Consider the following 16,768-nt stretch of genomic DNA (forward strand, 5'->3'; position numbering starts at 1 on the left):
TCATCGGGATGAAGACACTAGAACAGGCATATCAGGATTTTGATCTGCAACAGGTAATTCAGCAACAACTTCTGGGTACGCCTGAAGCTGTCAACGCCTATGTAGAGTGTTGTGAGCGTCATACGGGTTCTAACCGTATTGCCTTGTACTGGCAAGGTAAAGACGGCCAACAGGCCGAGTACAGTTTTGATCAGCTGGCTCAGGCGTCAGGCCAATTGGCAAATTATTTCAAATCATTAAATATTCAGCCGGGAGACTGTGTTGCAGGGCTAATGCCAAGAACAGTGGAATTACTGATTACAATTTTAGCCACATGGCGTATTGGGGCAGTCTATCAGCCACTATTTACTGCATTTGAATCTAAAGCAATTGAGCACAGATTAACCACAGCCAATACCCGTCTGGTAGTGACTCATCACGAACAGCGAACCAAACTAAATGGAATTAGTATTCCATCAATTCTTACAGTCAATCTTGAAGAATACTCTGTGCCTCATCTGGAGAATGAAAGAGATTTTTGGCAAATACTCAAGCAGTATCCTGAAAACTGTCCAGCGACTATGCGCAGCTTTGAAGATGATTTCCTGATGATGTTTACCTCAGGTACGACCGGTCTGGCCAAGTCTGTGCCGGTTCCGCTAAAAGCAATGGTAGCGTTCAAAGGTTATATGCAGCATGCCGTCGATTTGCAAGAACAGGATTCATTCTGGAATCTTGCTGATCCGGGCTGGGCCTATGGACTGTATTATGGTGTTACAGGTCCATTAAGCCTAGGTCATAGTATTATTATGGATGAGCGAGGTTTTACGGTAGATCATGCATTGGAAGTCATTCGCAAGTATCGGGTCAGTAACCTGACTGGATCGCCTACTGCATTTCGCATGTTTTTTGGATTCAAACACAAATTTGACGAGAAAATCAGTGAGCATCTACGTGTAGTTAGCAGTGCTGGTGAGCCTTTAACACCAGAAGTCATTCACTGGTTTAAAGATAGTTTGGGGGTCAATATTTACGATCAATACGGCCAAACTGAACTGGGCATGGTAATTGCCAATCATCATGCCCTGGAGCATCCTAAAAAGGTGGGTTCTGCTGGTTATGCCATACCCGGGCACCGTTTTGTAGTATTGGACTCGCAACATCAGGAACTGGGTGAGGGCGGTATTGGAATTTTGGGACTTGACTGCGAGCAGTCTCCCTTATTCTGGTTTAAGGGGTATGACGGGCATAACCGTAAAGCCTTTGCCGGAAAATATTATTTGACAGGCGATACAGTCAAGCTAAATGAATTGGGTGGAATCGATTTTATTGGACGTGCTGACGATGTAATTACTACATCAGGTTATCGGGTAGGTCCGTTTGATGTAGAAAGTACCCTGCTTGAGTGCGAAGAGGTACTCGAATCTGCGGTCGTGGGTAAACCTGATCCTGAACGCACTGAAATTGTCAAAGCGTTCGTGGTACTTAAAGATCAGTATATGGCTTCTGAGCTACTTAAAGATAAATTACAAACCTATGTGCGTTCGCGTTTATCTAAACACGCTTATCCTAAAGAAATCGAATTTGTAAGTCAGCTACCAAAAACATCGAGTGGTAAAATACAGCGCAACCTGTTAAAACAACAAGAAATTTCTCAAATGGAAAAGAGAAAAGTGGGTTAAGGCATAAGATATTAAAAAAGCACCTATTCAGGTGCTTTTTATACATTGAGGCTGATTAAATTTTGTATCCTCAATACTCTACATAGTTACAGGTCAAGACGCTTATGCTCAGAGTCAGGCTCCTCTGTCTTACCGGTAATGTTACCTTTTAAGACTTTTAAAAGATGTGTAACCTTATTGTCAGTGACATTCCAGTATTCTGCACTAACTGCCTTGGCAACAAGTACACGCACACTTGGGTCATCCTTGCCATCAAACCAGTTTTCTGCCCATGGGTTCCATAACTTATCAATTAAAGCGCGATCTGTACTGATTTCTCCATGTGCACTGATGGATACATAAATATCGTCAGAGGGTTTGGAAAAAGCCAATCCAAGTTGATTACGGCCTGCCTCAACCGCCTGCACAATATCATTGGTATCTTTTAAAATAAAATACACATTCTGGTCTTCATCCATACGTTCTGAGTTCAGCATAGTCATTGGCTGAGCATGAATTTCATGAGTTTCAGTCTGATGACTGATCATTGCAAAACGTACATCTTTAATAAGTTCCCATAATTTTTCACGATTTTCATGTTCTGTCATAACGATTCTCCTAATGTTAAGGTTTTCTTTAATTTAAATGATTTAATCTTGAGAACCTGTTCAGATTAAAACGATTTTTAGGAAAATAAGTCGTTGTCTCACTTAACTTATACATTTCAACAATGAAAGAACTCATCAATAAACAGAAAGTACATAACTAGAGTCTGAGAAGCTTTTAGATGGGGAAATTATGGTTAACATAACGATCTATATTCTGGGAGCTGTTATAGCTTTACTATAAAATCAGCAGTTAAAACTATGAAAGATTCAGGATAGAATTACACACGCCGCAGAGCAGTCAGGGAAATGTAAGGTGATAAAACAAGATAACTGTCAGGAACTGAGTGATAATGAAATGCACTTGTACAGCCGCCAGATTTTACTCGATGGCTGGGATATTGACGCGCAGGAAAAACTCAAGCTGGCAAATGTCCTGATTGTTGGGGCAGGCGGGATCGGTTGCACCTCTGCCGAGTTGCTGGCACGGGCAGGCGTAGGTAAAATTACCGTAATTGATGCTGACACCGTGGAAATCAGTAATTTGCAGCGACAGACTGCTTTTTTGCCACAAGATGTCGGTTTTTATAAGGCTGAAATACTGGCGAAACGTTTAAAAGAGATCAATCCCTATATTCTGGTAGAACATGTTAATCAACGGCTTGATGCAGAAAATATAGTTGATTTAATTGCCAGACAGGACTTGGTTCTGGACGGATGCGATAATTTCTCTACTCGCTATCTGGTAAACCAAGTGTGTTATATACAACAGGTTCCTTTATTGAGTGCTTCAGCCATTGGCTTTCAAGGCCAGCTTTTTATGGTAGAAGGTAACTCTGCCTGTTATGAATGTATTTTTCCTAAAGGCCAGCATACGGATGAAAGTTTGCGCTGTGCTGATTCGGGAGTCTTGGCCACTACACCGGTAATGATGGCGTCATTACAAGCGCATCATGCTTTATTATATTTAGGTTTAAATCTTTTACCATTACGAGAAAAACTTTTACTCTGGGATGGTTTGAGTATGAAACAACGTATACTTAAATTTGAAAACGATACAAATTGTTCAGCCTGTCGAGCAAAAAGCCCTTTAAACTAGGGTGTATTTGTTAAAATCTCTCTCATTATTCTTGTATTTATAAGCTATGAAAAAAAATATATGGTTTGAAAGCATGCGGTCTGTAGCCCGTATAGGTGAAACTGCAGTAATCGCAGCCAAGACAGGCATTAAATATGCCACCGCGGCTGAAAAGCCCAATAATGCTAAAATGATGCGTGAAACTTTTGAATCCTTGGGTTCTACCTATATTAAACTTGGCCAGTTTATTGCCAGTACACCTTCACTTTTTCCACGTGAATTTGTTGAAGAATTTCAGGGTTGTCTGGATCAGACCCCTACTTTGCCTTTTTCTTATATTCAACAGGTTCTGGCTTCAGAATTTGCAGATCGTGACTTGTCTGAAATTTTTGCTTCAATTGATGAGACACCACTGGCATCTGCGTCTATAGCACAGGTTCATGCCGCCAAACTTAAAAGTGGTGAAGATGTGGTGATCAAAGTACAAAAGCCCGGTGTGGAAACCATTTTGTATACTGATCTGAATGTTTTACACTGGGCCACCAAACTTTTGGAAAAAGTCGTACCCAAGGTCAAGTTTGCTTCACTGGCTGATATTGTTGATGAGATCAAGACACGTATGGTACGTGAAGTTGACTTTATTGAAGAAGCACAAAACCTCGATGATTTTATTGAGTATTTGAAAATCAGCCAAAATCAGGCTGCTACAGCACCAAAGGTTTATCATCAGTATTCTACCCGCCGTGTATTGACTATGCAGCGTCTGTATGGCGTACCTCTGACTGATTTTGAGGTGGTGAAAAAGTATGCTAAAGACCCGTCACAAGTGCTGATTACAGCTATGAATACCTGGTTTGGCAGTTTGATGCTCTGTAAGAGTTTCCATGCTGACTTGCATGCAGGTAATCTGATGCTGCTAGAAGATGGCCGGGTAGGTTTTATTGATTTTGGTATAGTCGGACAGTTAAAACCTGAAGTCTGGACAGCCTGTATTGCTTTTATGGATGCGTTGCAGCATACCAATTATCAGGCAATGGCAGAGAATATGCTAAATATGGGCATGACTGACCAGCAAATTGATGTACAGGTTTTAGCAGCGGATCTAGAGCGTTTATTTAGCGGGGTCTTACTGGCAGACCCACAAGAAATACTGTCTTCTAACCCGGCAGACTTAAATGACATCATGATGGATATGGTGGCTGTTGGTGAGCGGCACGGTATTCGGTTCCCGCGTGATTTTGCACTACTATTCAAGCAGATGCTATATTTCGACCGTTTTATGCGTGTTCTGGCGCCATATACTGATATTTATGCGGACCAACGTCTGCAAATGGTGCAGAATATGGATCCGAATTTATTGCTTAAACATTAATTAAATAAGTCAGGTCATTATGGATGCAATTATCATTGAGGGATTAAAGGTCGAAAGCGTCATCGGTTGCTTTAACTGGGAGCGCCAGATTACCCAGCCTTTACTGGTGGATCTCACGATCCACAATGACCTGAGCCGTTCAGCAGCCAGTGATGAGCTGCAAGATACACTTAATTATGCTGAAATCTGTGAGCTGACTACACAGGTCATCAAGCAGGCACAACCAAAACTGATTGAACATGCGGCGCAGTTAGTAATTGAAAAACTTTTTACTACCTTTTTTAGTATTGAATCTATTATTATTACGGTCCGCAAGCCTGCCATTATCGCGCAAGCAAATTCTGTAGGAATTCGTCTTGAACGCCACCGTAACATGCTATCTACTGGCTCTGGCCAGTAATCAACAGCCTCATCAATATTTCCAGTTTGCACGTTCCGCACTGGCACAGTTAGGACGGGTTCACTGGTCTAAAGTTTATCTGATTCCCTGTCGGGATAGTATTGGTGCAGATTACTGGAATGCTGCCTGTCTGCTTGAAAGTCAGTTAAGTGCAAAGCAGATGCAGCAATGGAGCAAAGAACTGGAACAGCAGGCTGGGCGTATCCGGCCTTCTCATTGTATTACTCTCGATGTGGATGTAATTGCATGGGGGAATAACTTGCAACAGTTAAACTTTAATTCTAGAAAGATGCCTCTGCCGCTGGATGTCAGAATTCCACTGCAGGATGTCGGGGTAAAATTACAGCCACAAAAAATCCAGCATCCGTATCCCTGCTGGAATATCGATATGCTGGATTAAAGTAGTTTTATATATCAGAAGACTAAATATTCCTGTGATTTAAAACTAAAGGACAAAGCATTAAATGTAGTAACTGGTTTTAGTCATCAGTTTAGAAATTGCTGTCATGGTCATCCGGACTGGATAAGGCAGATCAACCCCTCCGGCATTCAATGCAGTATCCCGGTGATGCAATTCATCTTCGTTCATCTGTTCCAGAATTTTTCGTGAACGGTCATCTTGGGCCGGTAACTGGCGAAGATGATCTTCCAGATGTAGACTGACCTGACGTTCAGTTTCGGCAACAAAGCCCAGACTATATTTATCACCTGCAATACCGGCAAGTGCGCCCATACCAAATGAAAGGCTGTACCAGACCGGATTAAGCAGGCTGGTGTGGCTATCAAGTTCCTTTAAACGGTCTTCACACCAAGCAAGATGATCCTGTTCCTCAATGGCCGCCTGTTCCATTTCCCGGCGCACATTTGGCAGCTTGGCAGTCAGTGCCTGACCATGATAAAGCGCTTGGGCACATACCTCACCACTGTGATTCACACGCATTAGACCAGCTACATGGCGGGCATCACTTACAGTCAGATGGGTATCAGAACTATGGGCGGGATTATCACGTTGGGCTGTAGTTGCGCCCGGAACCAGACTTCTTAGGGCCTGATCAAAAGATTGAATAAGACGGTCCATACCGGTGTAATGACGCATGGTTAATCCTCCAGGGAGTTTTGAGTATTTTCAAGCATCGGTTTTAGCCTGATCAACAGCCAAATGGTAAAAATAGCACTCAGTACCGCAGTGATGACAAAAAGTATTTTAATATCAATTTTAAGTATGCTTAAGATTAAAATAGAAAAGATGGCGGAACTTACCATAAAAACAGCATTTAATATGTTATTTGCTGCGACCACCCGTGCCCGGTGTGAGCGAGGTGAATAAGCCTGCATCATGGCATACAGTGGAACAATATAAAAACCGCCACTGATACCCAGTAAAGTGACTGCCAGCATGACATGATAATAAACCCAGCCCTGATGGAAAAAATCACTCAAACTCAGCATTTCACCAGTACGTTCGGGTACAAACATCAAGCTGCCAGCAAGATAAAGTGCAAATATAGTCAGACCTACTGCGCCCACAGGCACCATTTTGATATTGACCTCACCACCACCAATCTTGCGGCACAGTAACGAACCGACTCCAATGCCTACAGAGAAAAAGGTTAATAACAGGCTGACCACATTTTCAGAAGCGTGCAGATTTTGCTGGGTAAGCTGAGGAATTTGGGTCAGGTAAGTAGCACCATAAAACCAGTACCATGAGTTGCCAAGCAAAATAGTAAAAATTAATGGCAGACTTTTAGCATATTGAATTGTTTGGAAACTGGTTCTAAAAAAATTCCAGTCAATCTGGAGATCAGGGGCAGATACTTTTTGAGGTAAAATAAAACGGCTGGTTAAATAGCCTAAGCAAGCAATAACTACTACTGTCAGGCTGATCCAAAATAGATTGCCTTGAGAAATTGAGATTACGGCGCCGCCTAAAATCATGCCCATTAAAATCGCGATAGAGGTACCGGATTGAAACAGGGCATTACCAGACATTAACTCTTGTGGTTTTAAGATTTCAGGCAGAATCGCGTACTTAATTGGACCAAAAAAGGTCGAGTGAGTGCCCATCATAAATAGTGCAAGCAACAATAACCATAGGTTACCCATCAGAAAGCCTGCACTGCCAATTAGCATGATCATAATCTCGAGAATTTTAATCATACGAACCAGGCGTGAGCGTTCATAACGATCTGCAATTTGTCCGGCAGTTGCTGAAAAAATAAAGTAAGGCAAAATAAATAACAGGGCAGCTAAATTATTTAGGGTACTGACCGGCACACCTTGCTGGTGAATCCACCCATAAGTAATAACTAATAATAATCCCTGTTTATAAATATTATCATTAAGGGCCCCGAAAAATTGAGTTAAAAACATCGGCAGAAAGCGGCGCGAGTGAAGAAGATGTTCTGGTTTTTCCATGGGCAATAAACTTCATTAGTTTTATTAAGAAATGTGTGTAAATAGTAAAACTCTAAGTAATTTCATGTATGATATTTTTAACCGTTGAGCCATGAAAAACGAACTGTTTTGCCTGATTTCCGGTTTATTTATTAGGAAATTTTTCCACTAAAATAAATTTAGAGTTTTACATGCCTGCAAAAATTAACTTTAAACAGTCAGCTCTGACCCGGTCAATACACCGTATACTGAAAATAAATCATATCAATAAACTGGTCTATACAAATGTATTTTTAAGTATATTTACTGCCTCTGTCTATGCACAAGAGGAACCTATCCCGACTTACCGGCCAGAATCCAAGCCAGTATTAACCAGTCGTAGTGAGGCAAAAGGCCAGCCTGAAGATGATCAGGATGAGATAGCCGCTGCACCTTCCATGACAGAACAAGAATTACAAAAAGTAGTTGAAGAAAAGAAAGAAGAAATAACGCAGGATCGGAGCGTAAATCAGGACAGCTTAAGATTGCTGGAGCAGCAGACAGATCAGGATACTAAATCAGCCTTTAAACCCATAGAGTTTGAAGATCTTGAAGAGTATCCGGTCGAGCAGATTGACCAGAGTATGGCCAATGAAATTTACCGTGTCGCAGAAGAGGCAAAATCAGAGGCTCAAGCATTTCGTGCAGGTTTAAACCGTGCTCCGGAAACGGCTATTCCTGAGGCAAGCCAGCAGGAGCTGACGGCCATTAACCAGGCACCTGTAAATGTTGACCAGTTAATGCAGCAAATTCAGTCAGATCGTGCAATTGTAGCAGAAATCAACGAATCAGGTCGTACATTATCTGCACTGGATACCGGAAAAACTACGCCTAAAGATGCTGAAAAACCGAATATCTTCAAACGAGCCTTGTACCGGATTCGTCCGCCACGAGATATGAGTACAGCAGAAACAGTGCCACGGATTACCGCGACTGTTGAGGGTGCTCCTCCAGAGCTGGCTGCCAATATACGAGGAAAACTTTCCAGTTTTACCCAAGAGTCATTTGAGGACTTTAATAGTGCTTTACCACAATTACGCAGTCTCTCAAATCAGGCTGCGCAGGCGGTGGGTTACTATAACTCGACCTTTCGCTTTGAAAAAGTAAGTGATAGCCGGGTACGGGTATATGTCCAGCCGAATGAGCCGGTACGTATTACCGAGCAGGATATTGAAATTTCTGGGGAAGGTAGTGAACAGCCACAATTTCAGGTTATCGAGCTTATTCCCGATCAGGACGTTGGTGATATTTTTCATCATGGACTTTATGAAGAGACCAAACGCCGTATCACTGATGCAGCTAGCAATAACGGTTATTTCGATGCTTACTGGCGCCTGCATGATGTCAAAATCAGTCAGCCGCAGAATACGGCAGAAATCAATTTGCGTTATGAAACTGGTGACCGATATAGCCTGAAGAAACCTGTATTCCAGATGAGTGATCCTTCCAAACCCTTTCCGCTGGATGATGATATCTTACAGAGTATGGTTCCCTGGAAAGAAGGTGATGACTATACTTCTTGGCGTATTAACACGCTGGCAAACAACCTCACCAATGCGCGCTATTTTAACTATACCTTGGTCGATGCAGTAAAGCCGGATCCGATAGAAAAACCGCTCGAACTTCCGCCAGATATACAGACCCTGCTTGACCAGCAGCAAATTTCTGAACAGACATTAACACAGGATCAGCAACGTAATAAAAGTACTTCTGCGCAGGAAGTTACCCAGAACGTAGTCGATGAAAAACAGTTTGCCGGCACACAGCCAGATATACAACAAGTCTCACTGGCCCGCGAGCAACAGCAGGTCCAGGATGAGCGGGAAGCACAGCAGGAACAGTTACGTGAGCAGGCCCGTGCAGAAAGAAGCATTCCGGTTCTCATTACTTTAAATGCCGATAGTTTAAATAGTGTTGAAACTGGTATTGGTTATGGTAGTGACACAGGCGCGCGCCTGCGTACCCAGTATCGTCGTGCCATCGTGAATCGGCGTGGTCATGCTTTTGACAGTAATCTGGAAGTATCTAAAATCCGTCAGGCGCTTGATGGCCGTTATACGATTCCATATAACCATCCAACTGACGATTATATTAACCTGGTTGGTGGATATGAGCGTGAAGAGCGGGAAGATGTCGGTAAAGGCCTTAATCTGGATATTGAGTCAGCAGTTGCAGGCATAGACCGGATTATCAAAAATCCGCGAGGCCAGTGGCAACATACTTTTGGGGCCCGTTACCGTTTAGACCGGCTGAACCAGCGTGGAAATATCGTATCAGACAGCATACCAGATGCATTCCAGATCCCCGGTTCAAATCCTGAACAGCAGTCTTTACTATTTGGCTATGAAACCTCACGTCTTGACAGCGATGCACGGGTAAATCCAACTCGTGGTTTTAGACAAACCTATAAAGTGGAACTGGGTAGTAAAACCTTACTTTCTGATGCTGATATGGCACTGGTTAATGCTGGCTGGCGCTTTATTTATTCGCTAGGTGAAAATAATGATCATCAGTTCGTGGGGCGTGCTGATGTTGGTTATATTTTTACAGAAGATTTTGATCAGGTTCCCTATAATATTCGGTACTTTACCGGCGGTGACCAGAGCATTCGGGGCTTTGATTACAAGAGCCTGTCACCAGAAGTGTTTGGTTATAAAGTAGGTGGCCAGGCTTTAGCAACGACATCGCTAGAATATAATTATCAATTTAAAGATGGCTGGAGAGCAGCAGTATTTGCTGATGCTGGCAATGCTTATGATAAAGATTTTAATACACCGACCGCTTATAGCGCCGGTTTGGGTATCCGCTGGAGTTCACCGGTAGGACCGATACGTCTGGATGTCGCCGCAGGGCTTTCAGATGATAATATACCTATCCGGTTACATTTTTTTATTGGCCCACAACTTTAATAAATATATAAAATTTTCTCGGGAATATTATGGCTGATGCAGAACAGCGGGTAAATTCACCCGCTCCAGCACCTAAAAAAAATCATCGTAAACGTGTAATTCGTAGTGCACTTTTTGCTTTATTGATTGTGATACTGCTTTTGGCATCCGCATTGGGGATTATGTTTTCTACAGACCGCGGCAGTAAATTTTTACTGGACCGGGTGCTGGAGCGACAGACCTTTATTGTATATGAATATGAAGGTGGGAACTTACTGCGCGGCATTACACTGCGTAATATTCTGGTTAAGGTGAAACAGGTCGATGTAAAAATTGACCGCGCCGAGATTACTTTGGGATGGCGGGCAATACTGCAAAAAGAACTGCATTTGAATTATGCCGACGTGCGTAATTTACAGGTGATTAATAATAAACCTTCTGATGGTAAACCATTTGAATTTAAAGATATTAAACTTCCTTTTGTACTTCGGGTAGATAATGGAACAGTTGACCATTTACTGATTAAAACCACCACCTCTGCAGTGGATTTTTATAATATTGAATTAAATGATGCTCTTTGGTCAGGTACTGAGCTGAACTTCGAGCGTTCACGTATGGATATGGGCTATTTAAGTCTGCGCAATGCAACAGGCCGGATTATCTTTTCAGGTAATTATCCATTAAATGCCATTGGCGATTTGAATATTCCCGCTTTAAGAAATAACCTTAATATTCATGATATTAAAATAGTAGCTAAGGGCAGTCTGGATAGTATTCAGGCGGGTGTGGCCACTAATACTCCAGATTTGCTTACTGGCTGGGTAGTCTTGCATCCGGTACGTGAACATGTGCCTATGTTTGGTGAGCTACAGTTGAATAATTATCACTGGCCTTTAATGACCGAGCAGAAACTGTTCAGTGAAAAAGGCGTAGCAAAGTTTAATGGAGATATTAAACAGCTTGATCTAGATATAAATACCGATCTGAGCGGTAAAGATATTCCTAAAGGTCAATATAATGCCTTGATGAATACTGACTTAGTCAATCAGCTTAATATTACCAATTTAAATGGCCAGCTAATGGGCGGTTCAATTAATCTGGCAGGCAGAGTCGGTTGGGACGAACAGGTAACTTGGGATTTAAAAGGCCGTGCAGACCGCCTTAATCCAGATAATAAAATTTTGCCTCAAGCCGTACGAGATTTCTTGCCACCCTCTTTAGATGCAAATCTTGCTTCTAGCGGTACACTGGAAAACGGGTTGCATGCTACTGGTCTTATAGACTTTGACCGTTATGAAACCTGGAATTTGAAACTGGACCAAAAGGCTGGGGAGACAGGGCGTCCACAACCTATGTTGCTGGATGTGCGCTGGAATAATATTGATCGTGCCGTACCTTATGTGGGCTGGTTAAGCAGTGAATCCGGCCGCGTTAATCTAGCCTTGGTCGAAGGTCAGCAGAATATCCATGTGGCAACAGTAGTCCGCCGTAATGAAGAAGGTATGTTGCCACCGGGTCAATATAATGCTCAACTCAATCTGAAAAATAATATTCTCAATGTACCTGCGTTCAGCTATAAGGCAGCTCAAGGTGGTCTGAGTGGGCATGCCAAAGTTTTACTTCCGCATGAGAAGCGTCGGTTAAGCTGGAATGCTTTTATAAAAGCCCAGAACTTTAATCCGCAAACTGTTGTTGCCAGTGCACCTGTCAATTTATTAAATGGTTCAGTCAGCGGTAGCGGCTATGCACGGCCAAACCAGCAGATTATTCAACTTAAGAATATCAATCTGTCTGGTCGACTGGCCCAAAATCAGCAGGAAACTGTGCAGCTCAGTGGTAACAGTAATATTGCCTTGCTATTCCGGGATGAGAAGTCTGGCGGAGGGCTACGCGGTTTTGGTGTAAATTACGATGGTTCGCTTAATGCCTTTAACCAAGGTAAGGGCTTGTTGAAATTACGCATGTCAGGTACACCAGAACTTATACGAATTAAAGAGCTGCAACACAAGGGAATAGCCGGACAAATACAGGCTAATGGTCTGCTTAATTTGAAAAATGGAATAAGCTGGGACCTGAATGCTTCATTAATCCGGTTTAAACCGCACTATTTTGTTTCTAGCGTTAAGGGTGAGTTGTCTGGAAATATCAAGACACAAGGGGTTTGGTCAGATACTTTAAAACGTATTAACCTTCAGAAACTAAATCTTGCAGGATTTATTAATAACCGGCCTGTACGAGGACGGGGCAATCTGGCGGTAGTCATTGACTCCAGAGAGCAAGGTCTTTTGCCTCAGCAGTTTGAAGCTAATAACTTGTTTCTGGCATATGGTAAAAATCAGGTACAGGCAACAGGTAATGCCCAGAACCTGAGAATCAAAATTAATGCGCCTGCATTATATGAGCTATACAGCGGCTTACGTGGTCGTGCTTATGGCTATGTTAATTTACAGGCTCAACCCCGCTTAAGACTGACTACAAATCTGGTAGTGGATAATCTGGCACTGAACAATCTGTTCAGTATACGCAAGCTCTCGGTTCGAGGTGAGTTGCCATCTTCAGATACAGCACCTACAGTTTTGACTGGACGTCTTGAAAACCTGCGCCGTGGTGACCGAGAAATTCGTGAAGGAGTGATTCGGATTGCGGGTACCCGTAAAGCCCATGTGATGACAGCTGAGGCAAATAACCGCCATACTCGTTTTTTTGTACGTTTGGCAGGTGGTTTTAATACACAAAATGACTGGTTAGGCCAGATACAGCAAGGGGATTTCAACTCGACACGTACACATCTGGTTCAGCAGCAAAATGCTCCGGTAATTTATTCGGCTGCGCGTACTGAACTTTATGTTGGGCAGCATTGCTGGGCCAGTCAGCAAAGTCGATTATGTCTGGATCAACCTTTGCGTGTGAGTAAAACCAGAGGCAGTGCCTCACTGGTAACAACTAATCTTGATTTGAATGATTTTGCTGCATTTATGCCGGAAGGTCTGGCAGTTACCGGGAAACTGAATGGGTATGCAAGAGCATCATGGGCGCAAGGAAGTAAACCGAAAATTGATGCGCGGCTGGTTACCCGAAATGGTGAAATCGGTATGGCTGCGGAAGATCCGCAGGAAGTATCGACGGCTGTACGTTATGATGAACTGAGTGTAATTGCCAAGAGTATCAGTGAAGGATTGCAATTACGTCTTGATGTAACCACCCCAGCAATTGGTACAGGTTATGCAAACGTGGTTATTAATCCTTATCAGACCCCGATGCCAATGCGTGGTGAAGTCGCTTTTGACCGGATTCAGCTCAGTGTACTTAAGCCATTTATTCAGGATGTGCGTTCACTTAGTGGTACTTTATCACTTGCCGGAAAAATTGGTGGTTACTTAACCCAGCCAGAATTTAATGGAGATCTACGCTTAAAAGACGGCGCTATCAGCATGATTTCACTGCCAGTAAATCTGACCAATATCCAAGTTTATTCAGCTATCCGTCAAGATCAGGCCACCATTAATGGTGCTTTCAACAGTGGCCGTGGAGTAGGCTCTTTAACGGGTAGTGTGGACTGGCGTAATGATCCGAGAATTCAACTCAGTTTGAAGGGTGAGAATCTGCTCATCCGTCAGGCTCCTCTGGTAACTGCTGTAGTGACTCCGGAAGTATCTTTAGACGTATTGCCAATGAGTAAGCGTTTGACACTTAAAGGTAAGATTGATGTGCCACGCGCGCTTATTTCTATGCCGGAATCCAGTGCGCCAGTAGTAAATGTATCTTCAGATGTTCGTGTAGTACAGGAAGGCCAGGATCAGCTTTCAATCCTGCGTTCAGCCCGACCGTGGGATATCCGTGCCGATGTGCAGGTCAATCTGGGTGATCAGGTGATCTTTCAAGGCTTTGACAGTCGTATTCCACTGTTGGGCCGGGTTTATCTGACCCAGCGCGGTCTGGAGACTGCAATGAATGCTAATGGTGCCATCGGGGTGAGTCGTCAAGTAAAAATTGAAGCGTATGGCCAGCGTCTGGACTTGAATCGGGCAATTGCACGTTTTAATGGTCCTCTATCTAACCCGTCACTTGATGTTGAAGCCAGTAAAAATGTTCAGGGCAGTACTGTCGGGGTACGTGTGACGGGTACAGCATCCAGTCCAAATATCCAGATTTATAATGATGCTGGACTTTCTGAGCAGGAAGCATTAAATGCGATACTTACCGGGCGAATTAATGAAGGTACAACTGGTCTGAATAATGCAGAAGGCTTTAGATCCGATGTAAATAATACAATTGCAGCAGCGGGTATCAGTCTGGGGCTGGGTGGTACACGTGCCTTTACCAATCAGATTGGGCGTACTTTTGGTTTAAGTGGTCTGGCGCTAGATGCACAGGGCACCGGAGATGATACTCAAGTGAGCCTGACCGGTTATATTACGCCTGACCTTTATATCCGTTATGGAGTTGGGGTATTTACACCGGTTAATACACTTACCGTTCGTTACCAGGTGAACCGTCGCTTATATCTGGAGGCGAGCCAGTCGCTAGAACGTGCTATAGATCTATTTTATAACTGGCGTTTTTAATCTGTTTTCAAATATAGACAAACAGGACATTCTTTCGAAAATGTCCTGTTTTTTTGCAAATTCTAAACGGTAAAAGTAAATGAAATTTCAAATATTTTTATCCACTATTTCGTACAATAACTCATTAAATAAGTTATATACTTAATATGAGAACAATAATGAAACCATAATAGAATAATCAGGAGAATGAGTATGCTCGTGATACGAAATCCCGGGGTGTATCGCATGCATCGTGCTGTAGCCATTTTGTATGTCGCAGCTATTTTCATCCTACTATTTTTTGTACTGTATTTTCCGCAGGTGCCTGAAAAGAAATATATTAATCTGGCTTTTATAGTGTTGCTGGTTATGCTGGCACTGGCTCATGTCCGAGCCGCAATTGAAGTCAAATATGGCACAGATTATGGTCGGCGCCTGTCTCGCTTACTTGGTATTATTTTACTTTTTAGTTTTCCCATCGGTACGGCTATTGGTATCTATATATTAATCAAAACGAAAGCACAGTACTGGCAACCTTATAATGCCCGGTACTTAAGTTATGGTGATTAACTCTAAATGATCAGGGCTTCGGCTTTTGAGGGCTAAATGCTCGCTATATAGCATTGAAGTTGGGTATGATACGGGCCAAGAGGAGAGTGCAGATGAAGAAAATTATTGTAATAGGTACTGCTTTACTTTTGGCTGCCTGTAGCGAGAAACCCCCTTTAACGCCTGAGCAGCAGTGGCAAGGCTTTTGTACCAGTCTAGGTAATGCTGCACGTTCAATCATGCTAGACCGCCAGTCTGGGATTGATAAAGCTCGGGCACTGGAGCATGCTAACCGTGTGGAAGATCCACTAATCAAAGAAATGATTCTTAAAATTCTGGATCAGGCTTATCTTCAGCCAAGAGTTGAGGGTAAGCAGGCAAAACTTGATGTACAAGAAAAATTTAAACAGCAGGCCTATGAACAGTGCCTGAGTACACCACATGACCGGATGCCACAATATAAAAAACTATAACTTATATCTAACTTTATAAAATAGCCTAAGTATTTTAAGTAAGATGCTTGGGCTCATTGGTAGTGCTTAGATTAAATCTTGAAAATAAAACTAGCTTTAAATGTATTTATTGAAAGCAAAATGCACAGTTAATTTTCAGAAATTGCCAACCCGACTAAAGATAATTGGAGAAAAGAATTTTTCTTCACTTTAACCTTCTATACTGTCATCTGACGACGGTCAAAATTTTAGTAGAGACAGAGGCTCAAGATCCAAGACACTTGAGAGATTATATGAATAACATTTAGTTATAAAATAATGGGCATCACAAAGAAACACTTTACTTGCATTAACTTTTATCGGGAATTTTAGTAAAATTTTACAGTCCATATTATTTGTGAAGCTTTGAAGAAGCTGGAATTCACAAGTAATTTTTTAAAAAAGAGGAATTACACCGTGCTAGAAGCTTACCGCCAACACGTTGAAGAACGTGCCGCACTCGGAATCCCACCGAAGCCACTTGACGATACTCAAACAGCTGAGCTGGTTGAATTGTTAAAAAATCCACCTGCTGGTGAAGAAGCATACCTGGTTGACTTGATTGAAAACCGAGTTCCCGCAGGTGTTGATCAAGCAGCTTATGTAAAAGCTGCTTTCTTGGCTGCCGTGGCAAAAGGTGAAGCGACCTCTCCATTAATTTCTAAAGAGCGTGCAGTTTACCTGTTAGGTACAATGCTCGGCGGTTATAACGTAGCCCCTTTAGTTGAATTACTTGATGATGCTGAACTGGCTGAACTGGCTGCC

The 16,768-nt window shown here is 42.6% G+C and carries 12 protein-coding genes and 1 pseudogene; 10 read left to right on the forward strand and 3 right to left on the reverse strand.

The window, feature by feature from the left end; translation table 11 throughout:
* Positions 1 to 8 precede the first annotated feature (8 nt).
* Entirely contained in the window at positions 9 to 1,661 is a 1,653-nt protein-coding gene (locus B3X18_RS08720; protein WP_034670085.1) for an AMP-binding protein, read from the forward strand.
* A gap of 86 nt (positions 1,662 to 1,747) precedes the next feature.
* On the opposite strand, the gene B3X18_RS08725 is transcribed toward B3X18_RS08720, so the two are convergent.
* Positions 1,748 to 2,248, reverse strand: coding sequence for a pyridoxamine 5'-phosphate oxidase family protein (locus B3X18_RS08725; protein ID WP_005014787.1), 501 nt, complete (start codon positions 2,246 to 2,248; stop codon positions 1,748 to 1,750).
* A gap of 355 nt (positions 2,249 to 2,603) precedes the next feature.
* Here B3X18_RS08725 and B3X18_RS08730 point away from each other — a divergent pair, with 355 nt between their 5' ends.
* Genes B3X18_RS08730 through B3X18_RS08745 form a run of 4 tightly spaced genes read left to right on the forward strand, consistent with a single transcriptional unit; the run spans position 2,604 to position 5,495 of the window.
* Positions 2,604 to 3,344: a HesA/MoeB/ThiF family protein gene (locus B3X18_RS08730; protein ID WP_005025496.1), complete on the forward strand. Its 741-nt coding sequence runs from the start codon at positions 2,604 to 2,606 to the stop codon at positions 3,342 to 3,344.
* 46 nt (positions 3,345 to 3,390) lie between these two features.
* Positions 3,391 to 4,695: an ABC1 kinase family protein gene (locus tag B3X18_RS08735; RefSeq protein ID WP_005014783.1), complete on the forward strand. Its 1,305-nt coding sequence runs from the start codon at positions 3,391 to 3,393 to the stop codon at positions 4,693 to 4,695.
* Positions 4,696 to 4,714: 19 nt separating this feature from the next.
* Positions 4,715 to 5,095 carry a dihydroneopterin aldolase gene (gene folB, locus B3X18_RS08740; protein ID WP_005025498.1) on the forward strand — a complete coding sequence of 127 codons (381 nt, stop codon included), beginning with the start codon at positions 4,715 to 4,717 and terminating at the stop codon, positions 5,093 to 5,095.
* Positions 5,052 to 5,495, forward strand: coding sequence for a 2-amino-4-hydroxy-6-hydroxymethyldihydropteridine diphosphokinase (locus B3X18_RS08745; protein ID WP_005025500.1), 444 nt, complete (start codon positions 5,052 to 5,054; stop codon positions 5,493 to 5,495). Before folB ends, B3X18_RS08745 begins: the two co-directional genes overlap by 44 nt.
* A 60-nt stretch (positions 5,496 to 5,555) precedes the next feature.
* Here B3X18_RS08745 and coq7 read toward each other — a convergent pair whose 3' ends face one another.
* Both coq7 and B3X18_RS08755 read right to left on the reverse strand, forming a co-directional pair.
* On the reverse strand, positions 5,556 to 6,191 hold the full coding sequence (coq7, locus tag B3X18_RS08750) for a 2-polyprenyl-3-methyl-6-methoxy-1,4-benzoquinone monooxygenase (RefSeq protein ID WP_005025502.1): 636 nt from the start codon (positions 6,189 to 6,191) through the stop codon (positions 5,556 to 5,558).
* Between the two features lie 2 nt (positions 6,192 to 6,193).
* Positions 6,194 to 7,513, reverse strand: coding sequence for an MFS transporter (locus B3X18_RS08755; RefSeq protein WP_005025504.1), 1,320 nt, complete (start codon positions 7,511 to 7,513; stop codon positions 6,194 to 6,196).
* Between the two features lie 170 nt (positions 7,514 to 7,683).
* On the opposite strand from B3X18_RS08755, the gene B3X18_RS08760 reads away from it, so the two are divergent.
* From B3X18_RS08760 to B3X18_RS08780, 5 genes and pseudogenes are all read left to right on the forward strand, one after another.
* A complete protein-coding gene (locus B3X18_RS08760) occupies positions 7,684 to 10,440 on the forward strand; it encodes an autotransporter assembly complex protein TamA (protein ID WP_005025506.1) in 2,757 nt (918 codons plus the stop codon).
* Positions 10,441 to 10,469: 29 nt separating this feature from the next.
* A complete protein-coding gene (locus B3X18_RS08765; protein ID WP_005025509.1) occupies positions 10,470 to 14,984 on the forward strand; it encodes a translocation/assembly module TamB domain-containing protein in 4,515 nt (1,504 codons plus the stop codon).
* A 192-nt stretch (positions 14,985 to 15,176) separates the two neighbouring features.
* Positions 15,177 to 15,533, forward strand: a complete 357-nt coding sequence (locus B3X18_RS08770; protein ID WP_005025512.1) for a hypothetical protein — start codon at positions 15,177 to 15,179, stop codon at positions 15,531 to 15,533.
* 92 nt (positions 15,534 to 15,625) lie between these two features.
* The gene (locus B3X18_RS08775; RefSeq protein WP_005025514.1) at positions 15,626 to 15,985 is read left to right on the forward strand and encodes a hypothetical protein; all 360 of its coding nucleotides are present in this window, start codon (positions 15,626 to 15,628) and stop codon (positions 15,983 to 15,985) included.
* Positions 15,986 to 16,420: 435 nt separating this feature from the next.
* Positions 16,421 to 16,768, forward strand: a pseudogene (locus tag B3X18_RS08780) (aconitate hydratase B); the annotation flags it as partial.

The organism is Acinetobacter sp. UBA6571, from assembly GCF_002434085.1.
GTDB lineage: Bacteria > Pseudomonadota > Gammaproteobacteria > Pseudomonadales > Moraxellaceae > Acinetobacter > Acinetobacter radioresistens.